The organism is Sphingomonas sp. KC8 (assembly GCF_002151445.1).
GTDB lineage: Bacteria > Pseudomonadota > Alphaproteobacteria > Sphingomonadales > Sphingomonadaceae > Sphingomonas_E.
The window spans coordinates 3144540-3164163 of record NZ_CP016306.1 but is presented as its reverse complement, the minus strand read 5'-3'; the positions used below and the strand labels follow the sequence as shown (position 1 = coordinate 3164163).

The window sequence follows — 19624 nt, the reverse complement described above, 5'->3', positions numbered from 1 at the left end:
CGCGTCTTCATACAGAATCAGGGCTTTGCGACCGTTATCGACAGGCGTATGATCACGCCCCTACGGACTTAACGATAGGGGACGTTGATGACCGAGGCAGGTACTTTGACCAGAGCCGACCTGGCTGAAGCCGTTCATCGCAATATCGGCCTTTCACGGGCCGAATCGGCGACGATGGTGGAACAGATTCTCGACCATATGAGCAAGGCGCTGGAGCGCGGTGAAAATGTGAAGATCTCGGGTTTCGGCAGCTTCGTGCTGCGGGACAAGGGGGAACGCATGGGCCGCAATCCAAAGACCGGCATAGAAGTGCCGATCGCACCGCGCCGGGTGCTCACCTTCCGCGCCAGCCAGATGATGCGGGAACGCATCGTCAAGGCGAGCTGAGCGACGGAATGGGAACTGACGATCGCGTGACCAAGGCCGATTCCGCCTTTCGCACGATCGGTGAAGTGGCGAGCGAGCTGGATGTGGCGCAGCATGTGCTGCGTTACTGGGAGACACGTTTCCCCCAGCTGCGCCCGCTGCAACGCGCTGGCAACCGGCGTTATTATCGCCCGGCGGATGTGGCCCTCGCGCGCCGCATCAATGAATTGCTGAACAATGAAGGCTATACGATTCGGGGTGTGCAGCAACTGCTCGCCGCCGGCGACAAAAGCCCCATCGAAACCGAGGTGACCGCGCCGCCGGCCAGCATGACCGCTGCCGCCGACGACGATTCGCTTATGAGTGAGCTGGAAGCGATTCGCGACGATCTGGCGGACGCACTCGCCGACAAGTAAGCCGGCCAGCGGCGCGCTGTGCCGTCAGCTAGACGCGCTCCGCCGACGAAACGGCATCGGCGGCCCGCAGCGCCGCCAATATCCGCATCAGATGCGTCACATCATGCACTTCGATCGCAAGATTGAAGGTGTGAAAGCTCGAGTCGCGGTGCACCAGCGACAGATTGACGATATTGGCCTGTTGCGCCCCTAAAATGCTGGCCATCACGCCGAGCGACCCCGGCTCGTTCTTGACGATCACTACCAGCCGCGCCGTGCCGCCGTCGCTGCCATCGCCCCAGGCCAGATCGACCCAATCGGCATCGACGCCATCGGCCAGGCTGGCGCAATCGATCGCATGCACCTCCACCGCCTCATCGGGCCGGCGCAGGCCGACAATGCGATCTCCCGGCACCGGATTGCAACAGGATGCCAGGGTGAAGGCGACGCCGGGGGTAAGACCCTTGATCGAAATCGCCTCGCGCTGCTGGGGCTTGGGCCGTCCACCCGCCACATCGCCACCGCCCGCGCCCGGCATCAGCGCTTCCATCACTTCACCATCGGACATGGTGCCGCGCGCGATGGCCTCCATCAGCACATCCTGATCGGGCAGGTTGAGCCGCTTCAACGCCGAGGACAAAGCCTCCTGCCCCAGTTGCGCGGGCAGCCGCTGGACGATCTCGTCATAGAATTTCCGGCCGAGCGCGATCATTTCGTCGCGTTCCTTGTGGCGCACGAAGCGGCGGATCGCGGCACGCGCCTTGCCGGTGACGACAAACCCCAGCCAGCCGGGCTGCGGCTCCTGCGCCTTGGATCGCAGGATCTGCACCTGATCGCCATTTTCGATCGCGGTGCGCAACGGCACGACCCGGCCGTTAATCTTGGCACCCACCGTCTGATCCCCCAGATCGGTGTGCAGCGCATAAGCGAAATCGACCGGGGTCGCGCCTTTCGGCAGCTGGATCAGTTCACCGGTCGGGGTGAAGGCGAAGATGCGATCCTGATACATCGCCATGCGCGTATGTTCGAGAATCTCTTCGGCCGATTCGGCATGTTCGAGGATTTCGAGGAGATCGCGAATCCAGTTGGCCTGCGCGTCCGGCTGGCCGTTCGCCTGCTTGTAGGCCCAGTGCGCGGCAAGGCCGAATTCGGCCTGCGCGTGCATATCGACCGAACGAATCTGAATCTCGATCCGCGCCTTTTCGCTGTGGATCACCGATGTGTGGAGCGAACGATATCCGTTGCGCTTGGGCGTCGAAATATAATCCTTGAAGCGACCGGGCACCATCGGCCACTTCTGGTGAATGATCCCCAGCGCCCGATAGCATTCCGCCTCGTCCGCGACGATCACGCGGAAGGCCATGATATCGGACAATTGTTCGAAGCTGATGTGCCGTTCGGCCATCTTCTTCCAGATAGAATAAGGATGCTTTTCGCGCCCGGTGACCTCGGCCTGCATTTCGGCCCGGCCAAGCAACAGGCGGATACCCGATCCGATCCGCGCGATACGATCGCCGCCGCCATCCTGAAGCTGTTCCAGGCGCTTCGAAATCGAAGCGTAAGCATCCGGCTCAAGTTCGCGGAAGGCGAGCGTCTGCATCTCCTTCATAAATTCATACATGCCGATGCGTTCGGCGAGCGGCGCGTAGATATCCATCGTCTCGCGCGCGATCCGGCGGCGCTTGTCCGGATTGGGGATGTGGTGGAGCGTCCGCATATTGTGCAGGCGATCGGCCAGCTTCACGAGCAGAACGCGGATATCGCCCGACATCGCCAGCAGGAATTTGCGCAGATTTTCAGCCGCGCGTTCATTTTCGGTCTGGGCTTCGATCTTCGACAGCTTGGTGACGCCATCGACGAGCCGGGCGACATTGGCCCCGAACATCTTTTCGATCTGTTCGGGCGTGGCGACCGTATCCTCGATCGTGTCGTGGAGGATCGCGGTCACGATCGTTTCGTCATCCAGCCGCAAATCGGTAAGGATACCGGCCACTTCAATCGGATGACTGAAATAGGGATCGCCGGATGCGCGCTTCTGGCTGCCATGCGCCTGCATGGAAAACACATAAGCACGGTTGATGAGGGCCTCATCGGCCTCGGGATCGTAGCTCAGGACCCGATCGACTAGTTCATATTGACGCAGCACCCACCCATGATGTGGCGGGGTTGCGCTGCTTTGCAACAAAGAAAGCTATTCCGCCGGTCAAGAAACCGCCCCTGCCGTAGCGAACGGCAGAGGCGGCAGGGGTGGGCCGGTGAAAATTCGGGTCAACCGCGCCTGGCGGCCGCGTTGCATTTTTCGAGTGCGGCGGCATCGAACATGTTGGAGCCTGCCGAAAAACCGGTGACGGGACCAAGTTTCCTGGCGACCGCCGCGCAGACATTCGCGTCGGGCGAACTCCCCGTGCGGAGCGCCGAACAGCTGTCGCCCCCGCAGGACCAGCGTAGATCCTTGACGACGAGCGTGGCGGTGATCGGGGTGGCGAGCGCCGCGCGGTACATCGGCTGGACTTGTGCCTGCGCCGGAAACGCCGCGACGATGAGCGAAGCAAGGGGAAGAAGGGCGAAGCGCAACATCGGAACCTCCTGTAAGTTGCCAAATGCAACCTATGTCATTAAATTGCGTTTTGCAACTTAAATGCGGCGGATGACGACGAGCCTTTGCCAGACGCTGCGGAAAGGCCTATTTCTTGGCGATGGCCCCGATCGAACATCTCAAGCGAACCGTAATCCAGTGCAGCCTGCCCGCCGCGCTGGAGGCGATGGGCGAACGCTGGTCGTTCATGATCCTGCGCGCGACGTTCAACGGCCTCAGCCATTTCGAACAGTTCCAGACAACATTGGGCATCGCCCGCAACATTCTGGCCAACCGGCTCACCCGGCTGGTCGATCATGGCATTTTGGAACGGCGGGCCTGTGACGATGATCGCCGCAAGGTGGAATATCGGCTGACCCCCAAAGGCGAAGCCCTGCTGCCGACCTTGATCGCGCTGCGCCAATGGGGCGAGAAATGGGAAGCGGGCACACCCAACAATCCGGTGCTGGTGGATGCGCAGGAGGGCAAGCCGGTCGCCGATATCCTGGTCCGCGCGCAGGATGGCAGGCCGCTTGGCCTGCATGATCTGCGCTGGGTGGATCGCGCCGATATCGAACGCGCGGAAGCCCGCTGCATCTACACGGGTGAACCGATCGGCGCGAAATAGGCCGGTCGAACCGCGGCGAACCATATGAAAGCCGCCCAAACGAAAATAGGGAGACCGCAATGGCCTCCCTATTTCCTATCCGTTCGCGCAACCACCGGCTGCACGGATCGCTTTGGCCGGGGAGACGCAGGGCCTCCCCGAGCAGGGCTTATTCGTAATCGCTGCCGATATTCTGGTTGCGCGGGGGCGCAGCGGCGGTGAGCCGCAGCGCTTCGGCCGACGCGGCCAGCGAGCCGACTTCATCCGGCGCATCTTCATCGTCCACGCGCACGCGCTGGAGGTTCGACACCACCGCTTCGTGCAGATCGACCGGGGTTACGGTCTGTTCGGCGATCTCGCGCAGCGCGACCACCGGATTTTTATCGCGATCGCGATCGAGCGTCAGCTCCGCACCGCCGGAAATCTGGCGCGCACGCTGGGCTGCCAACAGCACCAGATCGAACCGGTTCGGAATCTTGTCGACGCAATCCTCGACGGTAACGCGCGCCATGTGTCGCTCCGTATGATTATTGAAGCTTCGGGAAAGCGTGGCCGGTACCAGCGGCCGCTACAAGAGTCAATGAAATCCCCGGCCGCCGGCCGGATTCACCCCGGCGATTGCGCCCATGACCGGCAGGGCGCATGGCTATGACAATGAGCGGAGGATTCACCAGCGAGAATGCCGATGCGGTCATCGCCAGCGACGCCTTCACCGTCGCGGGCAACCAATTCGTCCTGCTAACCGAAGGCCCGCAGCGATTGCGAGCGCTGATCGACCTGATCGATGGCGCGCAAACGAGCCTCAGGCTGCTTTATTATACCTATGCCAATGACGCGACCGGCCAGACGGTTCGCGCAGCCTTGCTGGGCGCCCTTGGACGCGGCGTGCGGGTGGCGCTGATCGTCGATGATTTCGGCAGCACCGCCAGCGCGGACTTCTTTCGCCCGTTGAGCGAGGCCGGGGCCGACATTTGCCGTTTCATTCCGCGATTCGGCAGGCGTTATCTGTTGCGCAATCATCAAAAGCTGATCGTCGCCGATGGCCGGCGCACATTGATCGGCGGCTTCAACATCCAGGACGACTATTTCCACGACGCCAGCGATACGCGCGCGTGGCGCGACCTGGGATTGCTGCTGGAAGGGCCGGCTGCGGCAAATATCGGCGGCTATTTCGATGCCGTACAGCGCTGGGCACGCACGCCCAAAGCCCGGATGCGTGATCTGCGCCGCGCGCTCAGGCGCTGGAGCCAGATCGCAGGCCCCGTGCGCTGGCTGATCGGCGGGCCGACGCAACGGCTCAACCCGTGGGCGCGCGCGGTGAAAAACGACCTTCTTATCGCCCAGCGGCTCGACATCATCGCGGCATACTTCATCCCCAACCCGGCCATGCTCCGCCGGATCGGCGCGGTCGCCTGCCGCGGCCTCACCCGCGTCGTCACCGCCGCGCGGTCGGACAATTTGTCCACAATCGCCGCCGCGCGCCACACCTATCGCCTGCTGCTCAAGCGCGGGGTGCAAATCTTCGAATTTCAGCCGTGCAAACTGCACACCAAGCTGATCGTGATCGACAATGCGGTCTATATCGGATCGGCCAATTTCGATATGCGCAGCCTGTACCTGAACCTGGAAGTGATGCTGCGGATCGAGGATCGCGCCTTCGCCGATCAGCTGCGCAGTTATGTCGACCAGGAATGCGCCCAATCCGAAGAGGTGACGCGCGAAAGCCATCGCAAGCGCAGCGGCTGGCTGGCCCGGCTGCAATGGGGCGTGGCCTATTTTCTGCTGGCAGTGGTCGACGTGCGGCTGACCCGACGGCTGAACTTCGGCGTCGAACCGGTGTGACCGGGCGCTTGCGGTTGCCAAACCCGCCCCTTCCGGCTATTGGCCCCGGCTTCCGCGATTCTGCAGGATTGCCCGGCTGGTATGGGCTGCCGTGGCGATCCCTTACGTCGCATATCAGGAGACGAAAATGCCCAAACTCAAGACCAAGAGCGGGGTCAAGAAGCGGTTCAAGATCACCGCGAACGGCAAGGTGAAGCACGGCGTCGCCGGCAAGCGCCACCGTTTGATCTCGCACAATTCCAAGTATATCCGCCAGAACCGCGGGACTTCGGTGCTTTCGTCGGCGGATACGCCCACGATCAAGCTCTGGGCCCCTTACGGCCTGAACTGAGGAGTAGCGGCATATGGCACGCGTCAAGCGGGGTGTTACCACCCGGGCGAAGCATAATCGCATCCTCGACCAGGCGAAGGGCTATTATGGCCGTCGCAAGAACACGATCCGCATCGCCCGCCAGGCGGTGGAAAAGGCCGGTCAGTACGCCTATCGCGACCGCAAGGTTAAGAAGCGTTCGTTCCGCGCCCTGTGGATCCAGCGTATCAACGCTGCGGTTCGCGTCGAAGGCCTCACCTATGGCGTGTTCATGCACGGCCTGAAGCTGGCCGGCATCGAACTCGACCGCAAGGTTCTGGCCGACATGGCGATGCACGAAGGCGAAACCTTCAGCGTCATCATCGCGCAGGCCAAGGCTGCCCTGCCGGAAGGCGCCCGCGTCGCGGCGTAACGGCATCACAGCCTGAAGCTTTAAAAGGGCGCGGACTACGCAAGTGGTCCGCGCCCTTTGCTTATGGGCCGGCCTCATCCCTCCTTTTCCGTCATTCCCGCGCAGGCGGGAATCCATATTCTCTGACGATGCGCCTCTATCGACAGCGTTTGGGGTTATAGATTCCCGCCTGCGCGGGAATGACGGGGGAAATGGGATGGAACGGAACCCAATCGTCTACATCCTCGCCAGCGCAAAACATGGCACCCTCTACATCGGCGTTACATCCAATCTCGCGAAACGACTGCACGAGCATCGTGAAGGCTTGATCAAGGGCTTCACCAGCCGCTACGGCTTGACCCGCCTCGTCCATTTCGAGAGCTTCGAGGACATGACCTCGGCGATCTTGCGTGAAAAGCAGCTCAAGAAATGGCGACGGGACTGGAAGCTCAACCTGATCGAAGCAACCAATCCCAGCTGGATTGATCTGGCCGAAGGCCTTGGCCTCGGCACTGCAATCCCGCAGCGATAGAATTTATGGATCGCCGCCCGCGCGGTGATGACGAAGGTAGGAAAATGACCGATCTGAACCTGATCCGATCGAAGCTGCTTTCGATCACCGAAGCCGCCGACAGCCTTGACGCGATCGAGGCCGTGCGCGTGCAGGCGCTGGGCAAGGCGAGCGAGATCGCCGCCCTGATGAAAACGCTGGGCGGCATGAGCCCCGAGGAACGGCAGGTACAGGCCCCGCTGATCCAAAGCCTGCGCACCGAAGTGAGCGATGCCATCGCCGCCAAGAAGGCCGCGCTCGATGCCGCCGCCCTCGAAGCCAAGCTCGCCACCGAGACGATCGACCTCACGCTTCCCGCGGCGACCACGCCGCAAGGCTCGGTCCACCCGGTCAGCCAGGTGATGGACGAACTCGCCGAAATCTTCGCCGATCTGGGTTTCGCCGTCGCCACCGGCCCCGAGATCGAGGACGACTGGCACAATTTCACCGCGCTCAACATTCCTGAGACGCATCCGGCGCGCGCGATGCACGACACTTTCTATTTCCCCGACGAAAAGGACGGGAAAAAGATGCTGCTGCGCACCCACACCTCGCCGGTGCAGATCCGCACGATGATGGCGCAGAAGCCGCCGATCCGGATCATCGCCCCCGGCCGCACCTATCGTTCGGATTCGGATGCCACGCACACGCCGATGTTCCATCAGGTCGAAGGGCTGGTGATCGATCGCGGCATCACCCTCGGCCATCTCAAATGGACGCTGGAAACCTTCGTGAAGGCCTTCTTCGAACGCGACGATATCGTCCTGCGGATGCGCCCGAGCTACTTCCCCTTCACCGAACCATCGGCCGAAGTGGATGTCGGCTACACGCTGGTCGATGGCCGCCGCGTCATCGGCGGGGCCGAACCCGATGGCTGGATGGAAATCCTCGGCTCGGGCATGGTCCATCGCCGCGTCATCGAAGCGTGCGGGCTTGATCCCGATGAGTGGCAGGGCTTTGCCTTTGGCTGCGGCATCGATCGTCTGGCGATGCTGAAATATGGCATGGACGATCTGCGCGCCTTCTTCGACGGCGATCTGCGCTGGCTGAAACATTATGGTTTCGCCGCCCTCGACGTTCCCACGCTCTCGGCAGGAGTCGGCGCATGAAGTTCACCCTCTCCTGGCTCAAGGATCATCTCGACACGCAGGCCAGCCTCGACGAAATCCTCGTCGCACTGACGCAGGTCGGTCTTGAGGTTGAAGGCGTCGAAGACCCCGCCGCCAAGCTCGGCGCGTTCACCATCGCCCGCGTGCTGACCGCCGAACGCCATCCGCAGGCGGATAAGCTGCAGGTGCTGTCGGTCGATATCGGTGGCGATGCGCCGTTGCAGGTGGTGTGCGGTGCGCCCAATGCCCGCGCCGGCCTGGTCGGCGTGTTCGGCGGGCCGGGCACCTATGTTCCCGGTCTCGATGTTACGCTGAAGATCGCCGCGATCCGTGGTGTCGAATCGCGCGGCATGATGTGTTCGATGCGCGAACTCGAACTGTCCGAAGCGCATGAGGGCATTATCGAACTGCCGGCCGACGCGCCGGTGGGCGAAGTCTATGCCGCATGGGCTGGCCTCACCGATCCGGTGATCGACGTGGCCATCACCCCCAACCGGCAGGATTGCATGGGCGTGCGCGGCATCGCCCGCGATCTGGCCGCCGCCGGCCTTGGCGACCTGAAGCCGCTGATCGTCCCCACGATCAAGAGCGGCTTTGCCTGCCCGATCGAGATTCGCACCGACGACACCGACGGATGCCCGGCCTTCTTCGGCCGCGTCGTGCGCGGCGTCACCAACGGGCCATCGCCCGAATGGCTGGTCAACCGGCTTACGGCAGTCGGCCAGCGGCCGATTTCGGCGCTTGTCGACATCACCAATTATGTGATGCTCGATCATGGCCGGCCGCTGCACGTCTATGACCTTGCCGAACTGAAGGGCGCGCTGGTCGCCCGCAAGGCCCGCGCCGGCGAAACCGTGCTCGCGCTCAACGGCAAGACCTATGATCTCGATCCCGACATCACGGTGATCGCCGATGACGCGCAAGTGCACGACATTGGTGGCATCATGGGCGGCGAGCATTCGGGGGTCGCCGATGGCACCACCGACGTGCTGATCGAATGCGCCTATTTCACGCCCGAACATATCGCCCGGACCGGACAGAAACTGGGTCTGACCAGCGATGCGCGCACCCGTTTCGAACGCGGCGTCGATCCGGCATTCCTTGGTGACGGCCTCGCCATCGCCACCGAACTGGTTCAGCAATTGTGCGGCGGTGAGGCATCGGATGTGGTGGAAGCCGGCGAACCGCCGATCCCCGCCCGCACGCTACGCTTCGATACCGCGCTCACCGAACAGCTGGCTGGCTTCGTCGTGCCCGCCGATCGCCAGCGCGCGATCCTCGCCAGCCTTGGCTTCAAGATCGATGCCGGCTGGACGGTGCTGATCCCCAGCTGGCGGCGCGATGTGGATGGCGCGGCCGATCTGGTCGAGGAAATCGTCCGCATCGAAGGCATCGACAAGGTGCCGTCGACCCCGCTGCCGCGTGCCGAAGGCGTCGCCCGGCCGACCGCCACCCCCGCCCAGATGATCGAACGCAAGGTGCGCCGCACGGCCGCCGCGCGTGGCCTAAACGAAGCGGTGACGTGGAGCTTCGTGTCCGAAACCGACGCAGCCGTATTCGGCGGTGGCGCATGGACGCTCGCCAACCCGATCAGCGAAGATCTGAAGGTGATGCGGCCGTCGCTGCTGCCCGGCCTGATCGCCGCTGCCAAGCGCAATGCCGATCGTGGCGCCGCCACCATCCGGCTGTTCGAAATCGGCCGCCGCTATCTGGCCGATGCCGAACGCCCGACCTTGGGCTTCGTTCTAGCCGGCGACAAAACCCCGCGTGACTGGAAGCTGGGTCGTGCGACCGGCTTCGACGCCTATGACGCCAAGGCCGAAGCGATCGCCATTCTTGCCGCCGCCGGGGCGCCGGTCGATCGCTTGCAGGTGATGGGGCCGGTTTCATCCGTCTACCATCCCGGCCGTTCGGCCACCCTGCGGCTGGGGCCGAAGACCGTGCTCGCCGAATTTGGCGAACTGCACCCCGCCACCGCGCGCGCGTTCGATGTCGATGGCACGGTGATCGCGGGTGAACTCTTCCTCGATGCGATCCCCGCCAAGCGGGCCAGCGGCCATATGCGCAGCGCCTATGCGCCGCCGGCCTTGCAGCCGGTGACGCGCGACTTCGCCTTCCTCGTGCCTACCGACCGCGCCGCCGACGACCTGATTCGCGCGGTGAAGGGCGCGGACAAGGTGGCGATCGTCGATGCCCGGCTGTTCGACGTCTTCACCGGCGCGGGGGTGCCCGACGGGCAGAAGTCGCTTGCGATCGAAATCACGCTGCAACCGGCCGACAAGAGCTTCACCGACGCCGATCTTCAGGCAATCGCCGCCAAAGTGGTGGCGGCGGCAGCCAAGATCGGTGCCACGTTGCGCGGCTGATTGCTTACGGGGGCGGGCCATGGCGGTTCGCCCCCGTTCGCGGCCAGACCCACGACCGTGACGCGAGCCGGAATCACCGAAGCATCACAGGCGGCGTGATCCGCCTCCGCCAAAATCAGCCTTCCTTATGCTGACACGTGCGCCGCCGCGCCCGGATGCCCCATCCGGCCGCCGCCAGCGCAGCGGGCAGATCAGCCAGCCAGCGCCAGATCCCACCCGCGCTGTCGGACCAGATCTGATGGTTTTCCGCCCAGAAGGCGCCCTGATATTCGTCGCGCATGGCCGCTGCTCCTCGGTTCAACGCGAACGACAATGATCTCGACAGCAGCGGCAGACAACGCGATATCCGGCATGGTTGCATAAGGAGACCTTGGCCTTGTCGACATCGACGCTGCCCCCGCTCACTGCGGTGCGCGCCTTCGAGGCGGCGGCGCGGCACGAAAGTTTCACGCGCGCAGCCGCCGAACTGGGCATGACGCAGGCCGCCGTGAGCTATCAGATCCGCCTGCTGGAAGAACGGCTCGGCACACGGCTGTTCCTGCGCGAAGCCCGGCGCGTGACGCTGACCGACGTCGGCCGCCGCTTGTCCCCTGCCGTGTCCGGGGCCTTCGAAGCACTGGTCGCCGCATTCGCCCATGCCCGCGAAGAGGCCGGCGGGATACTGCGGATCACCGCCGTCAACAGCTTTGCCGCATTATGGCTCGCCCCCCGGCTGGGCAGTTTCCAGATGCGTCAGCGCGATCTGGCCGTCAGCCTCGACGCGGATAATCGCATTGTCGAGTTTGCCCGCGAGGAATTTGACTGCGCCATCCGCAGCGGCGACGGCAATTGGCCGGGACTGACCAAGCATTTCCTGTTCCGCGTCCATTTCACGCCACTGTGCAGCCCATCCCTGCTGCCAACCGACGGATCACCGCTCACCCCCGCCGATCTGCTCCACCAGCCCCGCCTCAGCCCGCAGGATAGCTGGTGGCGCGAATGGTTCGCCACCGTCGGCGTGGACGTGGCCGATGCCCCGGCCCGTGCGTCGATCCGCCTCGATTCGCAGGCGATCGAAGGGGCGGCGGCCATCGCCGGACAGGGCTTTGCGGTGCTGGCGCCGGCTTTGTGGCAGGCCGAACTCGCCAGTGGGCGGTTGGTGCAGCCGTTCAGCCAAGTCGCCTTCGGCACCGGTTCCTTCTGGCTCGTCTATCCCGAATATAAGCGCAACACCGCCAAGATCCGCGCGTTTCGCGACTGGCTGCTGGAAGGGATCGCCGAACATGCCGCAACCGATATGACCGGCGCGTTCACGCCAGCCTGACCAGCCCCTTACCGGATGATCCCCGTCGCCGCGCGATCGGCCAGCCGCGCGATGGCAGCCGCGTGGATCCCCGGCGTCGACGCGAGAATCCCGAACGCTTCGCCCTTGGTGGAATTATAGCGCAACGGCCGGCCGAGTGCGTCCGTCACCGTCGCGCCCGCCTCCTGCGCAATCAACGCGGCAGCGGCGATATCCCATTCATGGCCCCAGCGCAGTGTGGCAAGCAGATCGGCCTCGCCCGCCGCGACCATCGCGATGCGCAACGCGATCGAATTGGGCTTTTCGACCACCACCAGATCCGAATCGACCTTGGGCAGCACATCGGCGGGCACCCGCGCACCCGGAAAGGAATTGCGGTCGCTTACTTTGATCGCCAATCCATTGCGCGTCGCGCCGGCCCCCGCTTGTGCGCGCCAATGTTCGCCCCGCGCGGGCGCATCGAGCACGCCGATCAGTGGCCGGCCACCTTCCACCAGCGCGATCGACACCGACCAGCCGGGCCGGCCCCGCAGAAAATCGCGCGTGCCATCGATCGGATCGACCACCCAGGTCCGCACACCGAGCAAGCGTTCGGCGCTGTCGAGTGTTTCTTCCGACAGCCAGCCCGCTTCGGGATCGAGTGCTGCCAGACGCTCGCGCAGCAGCGCGTCCAATTCCAGATCGACGTCGCAGACCGGGTGGCCCGGTTCCTTTTCCCAACGGCGGAAATCGCCCTGCTGACGGCCATGTGCAAGCCGGCCTGCTTCGGCCGCGATCGCGCTTACCGCATCGAGCAGGGTATCAGGCACCGGCGATCGTCATCCCATCAAGCCGCAGGGTCGGCGCATCGACGCCACGGCGGAATTCAAGGTCACTCGCCGGCGTCACGTTGAGGAACATATCGACGAGATTGCCGGCGATGGTGATCTCCGCCACCGGTTCGGCCAGCTGGCCATCGCGGATCACAAAGCCCGATGCGCCCCGGCTATAATCGCCGGTCACCGGGTTCACGCCCTGCCCGATCAGTTCGGTGACGTAGAGGCCGAGCTTGATGTCCGCCATCAGCTCCGCCGGGCTGAGCGGGCCAGCCGCGATGTGGAGGTTGGTGGCGCCTGCCCCCGGCGCGCCGCCGATCCCGCGCACGGCATGGCCAGTGGGGGCAAGCCCCAGTTGCCGGGCCGATGCGGAATCGAGCAACCAGGTCGTCAGCACGCCATCGGCGACAAGATCGGACGGGGCCGTTGGCAGGCCTTCGCCGTCGAATGGCTTGGAGCGCAAACCACGAATGCGATGCGGATCGTCGCGGATGGTGATGCCGGGTGCGAAAATCTGTTCGCCCAGCTTGCCGAGCAGGAAGCTCGTTCGCCGCGCCACCGCCGATCCGGTGATCGCGCCGGCGAAATGGCCGATCAGGCTGGTGCTGACACGCGGATCGAACAGCACCGGCATCGCCCCACTGGCGAGCTTGCCGGGGTTCAACCGGGCGACCGCGCGTTCGCCGGCACGGCGGCCGATCGCTTCCGGCCCTTCCAGATCAACGAGGTAGCGGCTGCTGTGATAGGCATAATCACGCTGCATGGCATAGCCTTCGCCGGCGATGACGCTGGCCGACGAGCCATAGCCGGTCGAGGTGTAACCGCGAACAAAGCCATGGCTGGTCGCAAGCGCGATCACCGACCGGCTGGCCGAAGCGCCCGCCCCTTCGCTATTGGTGACGCCGGCCACGGCGCGCGCCGCATCTTCGGCCGCAAGCGCGCGTTCGCGCAACGCCGCAGGCGCGGGATCGCTACCGTCATCGGATTCCAGCTGCGGCGCATCGCCGGTCAGCAGGCGTTCGGCCGGGGCAAGCCCCGCCCACGGATCCTCCGGCGCCTCGCGCGCCATCGCCACGGCGCGTTCGACCAAGGCCGCCAGCGCATCGGCCGACAGATCCGACGCGGATACGCTGGCCGATCGACTGCCGACGAACACGCGCAGGCCGATATCCTCGCCTTCGGACCGCTCGACATCCTCAAGCTGGCCCAGACGGACCGAAACCTGGGTGGAGGCATCGCAGACATACAGCGCATCGGCCTGGTCCGCGCCGGCCTTGCGGGCGGCGGCGATCAGGGTGGCGACGCGATCTTCGGCTTGGGCAACGGTAAGCATGTATCGGACTTAAGAGCGCCGATGCGCGCCGTCACCCCCTATTAAGGGCTGCCGTGCGGATTTACGCGATGCCGACGATTCCGCAGGCGATGAACATCAAAAGGCCGGCGAAGCGATTCGACCGAAACTTGGCCAGCCCGTCGGCCGCATCCGCCAGCCGCAACGTCGTCACCTGCCAGCCGAGATGCAGCGCGATCGGCAGCAATGTCGTCAGCGCGAGTGCTTGCGGGCGCACCGCCCAGATCGCCGCGGCCCAGCACAGCAAGGCGATGCCGTAGCAAATCGCGATGCCGGCGCGGGCATGGCGCCCCATCGCCCGCGCGGACGATTTGACCCCGGCCAGCGCATCATCCTCGATATCCTGCAACGCGTAGATCGTGTCGTAGCCGATCACCCAGAAGATGCCGCCCGCATAAAGCAGCAGGCCCGCCGGATCGATCCCCCCCGTCACCGCCGCCCAGCCGACGAGCGCCGCCCAGGAGAAAACGAGGCCCAGCCACGCCTGCGGCCACCAGGTGATCCGTTTCATGAACGGATAGGCCGAGACCAGCACGAGGCTGGCGAGCGCGATCGCTTGCGCGACCAGGTTGAGTTGCAGATTTACACCCAATCCGACGAGGCAGAGCGCCACCAGAAAGGCCCAGGCCACCTTGAGGGACAACCGGCCGCTGGCCAGCGGGCGGCTGCGGGTGCGTTCGACCTGGCGATCGAGATCGCGGTCGACGATGTCGTTGAACACGCAGCCCGCCGCGCGCATCACCAGCGCGCCGGCCGCGAACAGCAGCAGCAATTGCCAACGCCATGGCGCGCCGGCCAGCGCAATCGCCCAGGCGCCCGGCCAGAATAAGAGCCACGCGCCGATCGGCCGATCGAACCGGCCAAGCTGGACCAGATCGCGCAGCCGCGACGGCAGGGCCGCGACGATCGCGCGCTGTTCGGAATCGGGGACGATGGCGGGGTCGGTCATGCCCGGCTGTCTAAGCCGGGCCGGCCGCCTTGTCATCGCGTCGACGCGCATTCATTTCCGTGGCGGCTTCCTCTATCAGGCGTGCATGCCTGCTACCCCCGCCTGGCCGCCCGCCAGCACTCCCCGCCTGTTCGTTGAAACCCCATTGAGCGACGGCGCATCCGTGCCGATCGAAGGGGCGGCGGCCAATTATCTCGGCAATGTCATGCGGCTGAAGGCCGGCGACCCGGTGCGGCTGTTCGACGATCAGACCGGCGAATGGCTGGCCACCGTGGCCGATGTTGGAAAACGCGCGCTGCGCCTGACGATCACTGCGCAGCTTTCGGCGCGCGAAGATGTGCCCGACCTGTGGCTGGTCGCCGCCCCGATCAAGAAAGGGCGGATCGACTGGGTGGCCGAAAAAGCGTGCGAACTGGGGGTGGCGCGGCTGGTGCCGGTGATCACCCGCCGCACGATCGTCGACAAACTCAACAGCGAACGGCTGCGCGCGCACATGATCGAGGCGGCGGAACAATGCGGGCGCACGGCGCTTCCCGCCCTCGCCGAACCGGTGAAGCTGGATGCGCTGCTGCGCGACTGGCCGGCGGATCGCACCCTGCTGTTCGCCGACGAGGCCGGTGGCGTGCCGCTGGCGCAAGTGGCCAAGCCCGGCAGCCCGGCGGCGATCCTGATCGGCCCCGAAGGCGGCTTCACCGACGAGGAACGCGCGGCGATCCGCGCCGTTCCGGGCGCAATCGGCATGAGCCTTGGCCCGCGCATCCTGCGCGCCGAAACGGCGGCGGCAGCGGCCATCGCGATCTGGATGGCGGCGGCGGGGGATTGGCGTTCGGAAAGCCGTTGAAAAATATTCGCAAGGTGCCATCCTCCCCGTCTCTCTAAATGGTGGGGGTACTTCCAGGATGAGCGAACCGAGCAACAATCCGACCGCGGGCTTCGATCTGAACCACCCGACGATCGTCGCCCTGCTTTATCTGTCCAGCTTCATCGTCGGCATCACGGGCATCATCGGCCTCGTCCTGGCTTATGTCTGGCGCGGCGAAGCGGCGGGCGGCTGGGAAGCCAGCCACTACACCTTCCACATCCGCACCTTCTGGATCGCGGTGATCGCGGGGATCGTCTGCGCGATCCTGTCGCTGATCCTGATCGGCCTGTTCGGCTTTCTGCTGGTCGGCATCTGGGTGATCGTCCGCACGGTCCTCGCCTTGCTGGCCGCACAGAAGAAACAGCCAGTGCCCAACCCCGAAAGCCTGATCTGGTAAGGCCAACCGGCCATCATGCTGGGCCAGATTCAGCATGATGGCCGCAGACCCGTTCCCAAGTGCAACTGATCGCTGGCTAAGCCCCGCGCTGATCGCTATGGGCGCGATATATGAGCACGCGCACGGAATCGGGCCAGGATGACCCCCTGATCGAAGGTCGCGACGACCTTCTCGCCATCTTCGCACAGGGCGAAAAGCCCCGCGAACGCTGGCGTATCGGCACCGAACACGAGAAATTCGTCTATCGGCTGGCCGATCATCGCGCGCCATCCTATGACGAACCCGGCGGCATCCGCGACCTCTTGACCGAACTCACCCAATTTGGCTGGGAGCCGATTGTCGAGGGCGGCCATGTCATCGCGCTCGCCGGCCCCGACGGCAATGTCAGCCTGGAACCGGCCGGTCAGTTGGAACTGTCGGGCGCGCCGCTGGAAAATCTGCACCAGACCTGCGCCGAAACCGGCCGCCACCTGCAACAGGTGAAAATGGTCGGCGACACGCTTGGCCTCGGCTATCTCGGCCTTGGTTTCTGGCCGGACAAGACGCGGAGCCAACTGCCGATCATGCCCAAGGGCCGCTACGGCATCATGCTGCGGCATATGCCGCGCGTCGGCGATCTGGGCCTTGATATGATGCTGCGCACCTGCACCATCCAGACCAATCTGGATTATGCCAGCGAAGCCGACATGGTGAAGAAGTTCCGCGTCAGCCTCGCGTTGCAGCCGCTGGCCACCGCGATCTTTGCCAATTCGCCCTTCACCGAAGGCAAGCCCAACGGCTATCTCAGCTATCGCAGCCATATCTGGACGGATACCGATCCGCACCGCACCGGCATGCTGCCCTTCGTGTTCGAAGATGGTTTCGGTTACGAGCGCTATGCCGATTACATGCTCGACGTGCCGATGTATTTCGCGTTCCGCGACGGCGGCTATGTCGATGCGGCGGGGCAGAGCTTCCGCGATTTCCTCAAAGGCGAACTGCCCGCCCTGCCCGGTGAAAAGCCGCGCATCGGCGACTGGACGGATCATCTGTCGACCGCTTTTCCCGAAGTGCGCCTGAAAAGCTTCCTCGAAATGCGCGGCGCCGATGGCGGGCCATGGGACCGGATCTGCGCGCTGCCGGCGTTCTGGGTGGGCCTGCTCTACGATCAGACCGCGCTCGACGCCGCGTGGGACGAAGTGAAGCACTGGACGATCGAGGATCATCACCGCATCCGCGCCGAAGTGCCCAAGCTGGGCCTGAAGGCCACCGGCCCGCGCGGCCGCACCTTCCAGCAGCTCGGCAAGCACATCCTGGCCATCGCCGATGCCGGCCTGTCGGCGCGCGCGAAACTGAACGGCGCGGGCGACAGCGAACAGGGCTATCTCGATCCGGTGCGCGAGATCGTCGAATCGGGCAAGACCCCGGCCGAACGCCTGCTCGACAAATATCATGGCGAATGGAACGGCGACGTCTGCCGCATCTACGAAGAAACGCGCTTCTGATCGTCGCGCCCTCCCCGGATCAGCGGGGCGGGCGCGACGCCAATGGGCCGCGTGGGCAAATTTCAGCCGTCAATGAATGGCCGGTTTCGGGCCAGGCGCCGGAGGGCCAGAACGACTGATTTGTCGGGGGAGCGGACATCCTTCCCCCGTCACCCCGGGCTTGACCCGGGGTCCCGCTTCTTCTGTTCTGCTGTCATGGAACGGGATCGGCAAGGCGGCTGGGTCTACATCATGGCCGATCGCTATCGGGGCACCATGTATGTGGGCGTGACATCGCATCTGGCGGCGTTATCGGCTGGACAGACTTGTATGGGCCGAACAGGTGGCCTCCATCATCGGTGGCATCGCACAGGAAAAGCGCCTGAAGCGCTGGCGGCGCGAATGGAAATTCGCGCTGATCGAGCGTGGTAATCCCGAGTGGCTCGATCTCTATTCGCACCTTGCCTGACGCCACCGTCAAAGCGGGACCCCGGGTCAAGCCCGGGGTGACGACGAGATTTAACGAACGTCCGCAATGCCGGCGGGTCCCGACAGTCCGCTTGTCGTGGGAAAATGCGGATAGCGGACATTGAATTTGTCCAGATCGCCGAGAGCGGTCGATCCGATTGCATCAGATCGACCGCTCTATCTTCTCGATAGACTGCGATTGCCAAGTCGCCGGATAATATCCTCCGGCCCGAAATCGCTCTATTCCGCCGCCAGCGCGACATCCGGGTTGTGGCCGATCAGCCGGTCGTAATTCTGGTGCATGCGCAGCACATTCTGCTCGCGGCGGCCGAGGATGATTGACGGCACCGCGCCGGCCTCCATCATCACCTGCGAATTGGACTGGATCTTCATATCCTCGTCCATCGCCACCTTGATCAGCATATCCGCCACATAAGCATCGCGCGCCGCCTGTTCCTCGGTCGGTTCTTTGCCCCAGCCGTAGAGGCGGAAGATATAATTGCATTCGCCCGGCGCATCGGCGGGGTCGCTGCGCTGGAAGATCGCCATCGCTTCGCCCGCGATCACCACGCTGTTGGGGAAAATCGCATTCGAGACCGAGAAATGGCAATATTCGGGCCATTCTTCCTCGGGCTTGTCCTTCAGTTCCATGATCTGCGGCATCGCCGACACAAGCGTGTGATGCAGCCCGAAATCGAGGTGCTGGAACTGTTGCAGGGTCATCGGCCCGACCGTCTCGGGATGGAGGAAGGGGACGTGATACCCCTCGACCCCGCCGTCGACCGCATGTTTCCAGTTGATCCGCGCCTTGGTGCTGAATTCCTTCACCAGCCGCAGATTTTCGAAATGATAGCCGGCGAGATGATCCTTGATCGGCCCGAAAAATTCGTCGGCGTCGATCGCGCCGTCGGGTTTCGGGTGGACGAGCAGGAAGCCCATCGTTTCGACACAAGGCAGTTCGACCAGCCCGCGATCCTCCAGCAGCCCATCGAACGCCTTGCGGTTCGGCACGCCGACGAGATCGCCGTTCAGGGCGAAGGTCCACGCATGATAGGGGCAGACGAAGCTCGCCGCCTTGCCGCAGCCTTCGGCCAGTTGCGCCCCGCGATGGCGGCAGGCGTTGAGGAAGGCGCGCGCGCGGCCATCGCGCCCGCGCACCAGCAGGATCGGCTTGCCGGCAATCTCGGTCGCGTAATAATCGCCCGGTTCGGGAATGTCGGCGCTGTAAGCCAGTAACTGCGTGCGGTTGAGGAAGAAGAGTTCCTTTTCCTTTTCGAACCGCTCGCGCCCGACGAAGCGATCAATATCGAGTTCGACCGCCGGCTCGTCGCAATATTCCACCTCATTGGCATCGACCATCGCGATGATGCGTTTGGCGAGTTCGATGCGCTTTGCGCGTTCCATGATGTTGCACCCTCTCCGATTGCGCACATGCCGGTACCGACCGGTCTTTTCGTGCGGCTTCACAGGGAAGGTGTCGGGCGCGGCAATGGTGCGCAACCCTTAACTTAATGTGCTTAACTAAA

21 protein-coding genes and 1 pseudogene are annotated in these 19624 nt (G+C 64.2%); 14 read left to right on the top strand and 8 right to left on the bottom strand.

The annotated features are described in order from the left end of the window. The first annotated feature begins 87 nt into the window (after positions 1 to 87). Positions 88 to 387, top strand: a complete 300-nt coding sequence (locus KC8_RS14910; protein WP_029624681.1) for an integration host factor subunit alpha — start codon at positions 88 to 90, stop codon at positions 385 to 387. Between the two features lie 8 nt (positions 388 to 395). Further along, the gene (locus KC8_RS14905) at positions 396 to 782 is read left to right on the top strand and encodes a MerR family transcriptional regulator (protein WP_010126573.1); all 387 of its coding nucleotides are present in this window, start codon (positions 396 to 398) and stop codon (positions 780 to 782) included. Positions 783 to 810: 28 nt separating this feature from the next. Here the strand turns inward: KC8_RS14905 and KC8_RS14900 are convergent, their stop codons facing one another. Together KC8_RS14900 and KC8_RS14895 are read right to left on the bottom strand one after the other, a co-directional pair. Further along, positions 811 to 2907: a RelA/SpoT family protein gene (locus tag KC8_RS14900; RefSeq protein WP_010126572.1), complete on the bottom strand. Its 2097-nt coding sequence runs from the start codon at positions 2905 to 2907 to the stop codon at positions 811 to 813. A 122-nt stretch (positions 2908 to 3029) separates the two neighbouring features. Continuing rightward, on the bottom strand, positions 3030 to 3338 hold the full coding sequence (locus tag KC8_RS14895; RefSeq protein WP_010126571.1) for a CC_3452 family protein: 309 nt from the start codon (positions 3336 to 3338) through the stop codon (positions 3030 to 3032). Positions 3339 to 3457: 119 nt separating this feature from the next. Here KC8_RS14895 and KC8_RS14890 point away from each other — a divergent pair, with 119 nt between their 5' ends. Beyond that, positions 3458 to 3964: a winged helix-turn-helix transcriptional regulator gene (locus tag KC8_RS14890; RefSeq protein WP_010126570.1), complete on the top strand. Its 507-nt coding sequence runs from the start codon at positions 3458 to 3460 to the stop codon at positions 3962 to 3964. A 148-nt stretch (positions 3965 to 4112) separates the two neighbouring features. On the opposite strand, the gene rpoZ is transcribed toward KC8_RS14890, so the two are convergent. Beyond that, entirely contained in the window at positions 4113 to 4454 is a 342-nt protein-coding gene (gene rpoZ, locus KC8_RS14885) for a DNA-directed RNA polymerase subunit omega (protein WP_010126569.1), read from the bottom strand. A gap of 143 nt (positions 4455 to 4597) precedes the next feature. Between rpoZ and KC8_RS14880 the strand changes: the two genes are divergently transcribed. From KC8_RS14880 to pheT, 6 genes are all read left to right on the top strand, one after another. Next, positions 4598 to 5785 carry a phospholipase D-like domain-containing protein gene (locus KC8_RS14880; RefSeq protein ID WP_010126519.1) on the top strand — a complete coding sequence of 396 codons (1188 nt, stop codon included), beginning with the start codon at positions 4598 to 4600 and terminating at the stop codon, positions 5783 to 5785. A 127-nt stretch (positions 5786 to 5912) separates the two neighbouring features. Further along, complete coding sequence (gene rpmI / locus KC8_RS14875; protein WP_010126518.1) at positions 5913 to 6116, top strand: 50S ribosomal protein L35; 204 nt, start codon at positions 5913 to 5915, stop codon at positions 6114 to 6116. Positions 6117 to 6129: 13 nt separating this feature from the next. Beyond that, positions 6130 to 6507: a 50S ribosomal protein L20 gene (gene rplT / locus KC8_RS14870; protein ID WP_010126517.1), complete on the top strand. Its 378-nt coding sequence runs from the start codon at positions 6130 to 6132 to the stop codon at positions 6505 to 6507. Positions 6508 to 6703: 196 nt separating this feature from the next. Then, positions 6704 to 7018 carry a GIY-YIG nuclease family protein gene (locus tag KC8_RS14865; RefSeq protein ID WP_010126516.1) on the top strand — a complete coding sequence of 105 codons (315 nt, stop codon included), beginning with the start codon at positions 6704 to 6706 and terminating at the stop codon, positions 7016 to 7018. Positions 7019 to 7062: 44 nt separating this feature from the next. Continuing rightward, positions 7063 to 8145 (top strand): phenylalanine--tRNA ligase subunit alpha, encoded by a 1083-nt coding sequence (pheS, locus tag KC8_RS14860; RefSeq protein ID WP_010126515.1) that lies wholly within the window; start codon positions 7063 to 7065, stop codon positions 8143 to 8145. Beyond that, entirely contained in the window at positions 8142 to 10511 is a 2370-nt protein-coding gene (gene pheT, locus KC8_RS14855) for a phenylalanine--tRNA ligase subunit beta (RefSeq protein ID WP_010126514.1), read from the top strand. Before pheS ends, pheT begins: the two co-directional genes overlap by 4 nt. A 115-nt stretch (positions 10512 to 10626) precedes the next feature. On the opposite strand, the gene KC8_RS19910 is transcribed toward pheT, so the two are convergent. Next, positions 10627 to 10791: a hypothetical protein gene (locus KC8_RS19910; RefSeq protein WP_157663929.1), complete on the bottom strand. Its 165-nt coding sequence runs from the start codon at positions 10789 to 10791 to the stop codon at positions 10627 to 10629. A gap of 90 nt (positions 10792 to 10881) precedes the next feature. On the opposite strand from KC8_RS19910, the gene gcvA reads away from it, so the two are divergent. Next, positions 10882 to 11814: a transcriptional regulator GcvA gene (gene gcvA, locus KC8_RS14850; protein WP_010126512.1), complete on the top strand. Its 933-nt coding sequence runs from the start codon at positions 10882 to 10884 to the stop codon at positions 11812 to 11814. Between the two features lie 8 nt (positions 11815 to 11822). Here the strand turns inward: gcvA and KC8_RS14845 are convergent, their stop codons facing one another. The 3 genes from KC8_RS14845 to ubiA form a co-directional block, all read right to left on the bottom strand. Next, positions 11823 to 12602 carry a 3'(2'),5'-bisphosphate nucleotidase CysQ gene (locus tag KC8_RS14845; protein WP_010126511.1) on the bottom strand — a complete coding sequence of 260 codons (780 nt, stop codon included), beginning with the start codon at positions 12600 to 12602 and terminating at the stop codon, positions 11823 to 11825. Continuing rightward, the gene (locus tag KC8_RS14840) at positions 12595 to 13941 is read right to left on the bottom strand and encodes a TldD/PmbA family protein (RefSeq protein ID WP_010126510.1); all 1347 of its coding nucleotides are present in this window, start codon (positions 13939 to 13941) and stop codon (positions 12595 to 12597) included. The genes KC8_RS14845 and KC8_RS14840 overlap by 8 nt, the downstream gene beginning before the upstream one ends. A 61-nt stretch (positions 13942 to 14002) precedes the next feature. Continuing rightward, on the bottom strand, positions 14003 to 14908 hold the full coding sequence (gene ubiA, locus KC8_RS14835) for a 4-hydroxybenzoate octaprenyltransferase (RefSeq protein ID WP_010126509.1): 906 nt from the start codon (positions 14906 to 14908) through the stop codon (positions 14003 to 14005). Positions 14909 to 14993: 85 nt separating this feature from the next. Between ubiA and KC8_RS14830 the strand changes: the two genes are divergently transcribed. The 4 genes and pseudogenes from KC8_RS14830 (at position 14994) to KC8_RS14815 (ending at position 18099) form a co-directional block, all read left to right on the top strand. After that, a complete protein-coding gene (locus tag KC8_RS14830) occupies positions 14994 to 15749 on the top strand; it encodes a 16S rRNA (uracil(1498)-N(3))-methyltransferase (protein WP_029624678.1) in 756 nt (251 codons plus the stop codon). A 58-nt stretch (positions 15750 to 15807) separates the two neighbouring features. After that, a complete protein-coding gene (locus KC8_RS14825; protein WP_010126507.1) occupies positions 15808 to 16167 on the top strand; it encodes a DUF4870 family protein in 360 nt (119 codons plus the stop codon). Between the two features lie 110 nt (positions 16168 to 16277). Next, positions 16278 to 17651, top strand: a complete 1374-nt coding sequence (locus KC8_RS14820) for a glutamate--cysteine ligase (RefSeq protein WP_010126506.1) — start codon at positions 16278 to 16280, stop codon at positions 17649 to 17651. 195 nt (positions 17652 to 17846) lie between these two features. Continuing rightward, positions 17847 to 18099: pseudogene (locus KC8_RS14815) on the top strand (GIY-YIG nuclease family protein). A 239-nt stretch (positions 18100 to 18338) separates the two neighbouring features. Here the strand turns inward: KC8_RS14815 and KC8_RS14810 are convergent. Then, the gene (locus KC8_RS14810) at positions 18339 to 19502 is read right to left on the bottom strand and encodes an aromatic ring-hydroxylating oxygenase subunit alpha (RefSeq protein WP_010124273.1); all 1164 of its coding nucleotides are present in this window, start codon (positions 19500 to 19502) and stop codon (positions 18339 to 18341) included. Positions 19503 to 19624: the final 122 nt, after the last annotated feature.

Excerpts from the sequence above, each read along its gene's own strand:
- KC8_RS14910 (WP_029624681.1), top strand. The coding sequence starts at position 88 with ATGACCGAGGCAGGTACTTTGACCAGAGCCGACCTGGCTGAAGCCGTT.
- KC8_RS14810 (WP_010124273.1), bottom strand. The coding sequence starts at position 19,502 with ATGGAACGCGCAAAGCGCATCGAACTCGCCAAACGCATCATCGCGATG.
- KC8_RS14840 (WP_010126510.1), bottom strand. The coding sequence starts at position 13,941 with ATGCTTACCGTTGCCCAAGCCGAAGATCGCGTCGCCACCCTGATCGCC.
- KC8_RS14880 (WP_010126519.1), top strand. The coding sequence starts at position 4,598 with ATGAGCGGAGGATTCACCAGCGAGAATGCCGATGCGGTCATCGCCAGC.
- rpmI (WP_010126518.1), top strand. The coding sequence starts at position 5,913 with ATGCCCAAACTCAAGACCAAGAGCGGGGTCAAGAAGCGGTTCAAGATC.
- KC8_RS14865 (WP_010126516.1), top strand. The coding sequence starts at position 6,704 with ATGGAACGGAACCCAATCGTCTACATCCTCGCCAGCGCAAAACATGGC.
- KC8_RS14830 (WP_029624678.1), top strand. The coding sequence starts at position 14,994 with ATGCCTGCTACCCCCGCCTGGCCGCCCGCCAGCACTCCCCGCCTGTTC.
- KC8_RS14895 (WP_010126571.1), bottom strand. The coding sequence starts at position 3,338 with ATGTTGCGCTTCGCCCTTCTTCCCCTTGCTTCGCTCATCGTCGCGGCG.
- pheT (WP_010126514.1), top strand. The coding sequence starts at position 8,142 with ATGAAGTTCACCCTCTCCTGGCTCAAGGATCATCTCGACACGCAGGCC.
- KC8_RS14825 (WP_010126507.1), top strand. The coding sequence starts at position 15,808 with ATGAGCGAACCGAGCAACAATCCGACCGCGGGCTTCGATCTGAACCAC.
- ubiA (WP_010126509.1), bottom strand. The coding sequence starts at position 14,908 with ATGACCGACCCCGCCATCGTCCCCGATTCCGAACAGCGCGCGATCGTC.
- KC8_RS19910 (WP_157663929.1), bottom strand. The coding sequence starts at position 10,791 with ATGCGCGACGAATATCAGGGCGCCTTCTGGGCGGAAAACCATCAGATC.
- pheS (WP_010126515.1), top strand. The coding sequence starts at position 7,063 with ATGACCGATCTGAACCTGATCCGATCGAAGCTGCTTTCGATCACCGAA.
- rpoZ (WP_010126569.1), bottom strand. The coding sequence starts at position 4,454 with ATGGCGCGCGTTACCGTCGAGGATTGCGTCGACAAGATTCCGAACCGG.
- KC8_RS14905 (WP_010126573.1), top strand. The coding sequence starts at position 396 with ATGGGAACTGACGATCGCGTGACCAAGGCCGATTCCGCCTTTCGCACG.
- KC8_RS14890 (WP_010126570.1), top strand. The coding sequence starts at position 3,458 with ATGGCCCCGATCGAACATCTCAAGCGAACCGTAATCCAGTGCAGCCTG.
- rplT (WP_010126517.1), top strand. The coding sequence starts at position 6,130 with ATGGCACGCGTCAAGCGGGGTGTTACCACCCGGGCGAAGCATAATCGC.
- KC8_RS14820 (WP_010126506.1), top strand. The coding sequence starts at position 16,278 with ATGAGCACGCGCACGGAATCGGGCCAGGATGACCCCCTGATCGAAGGT.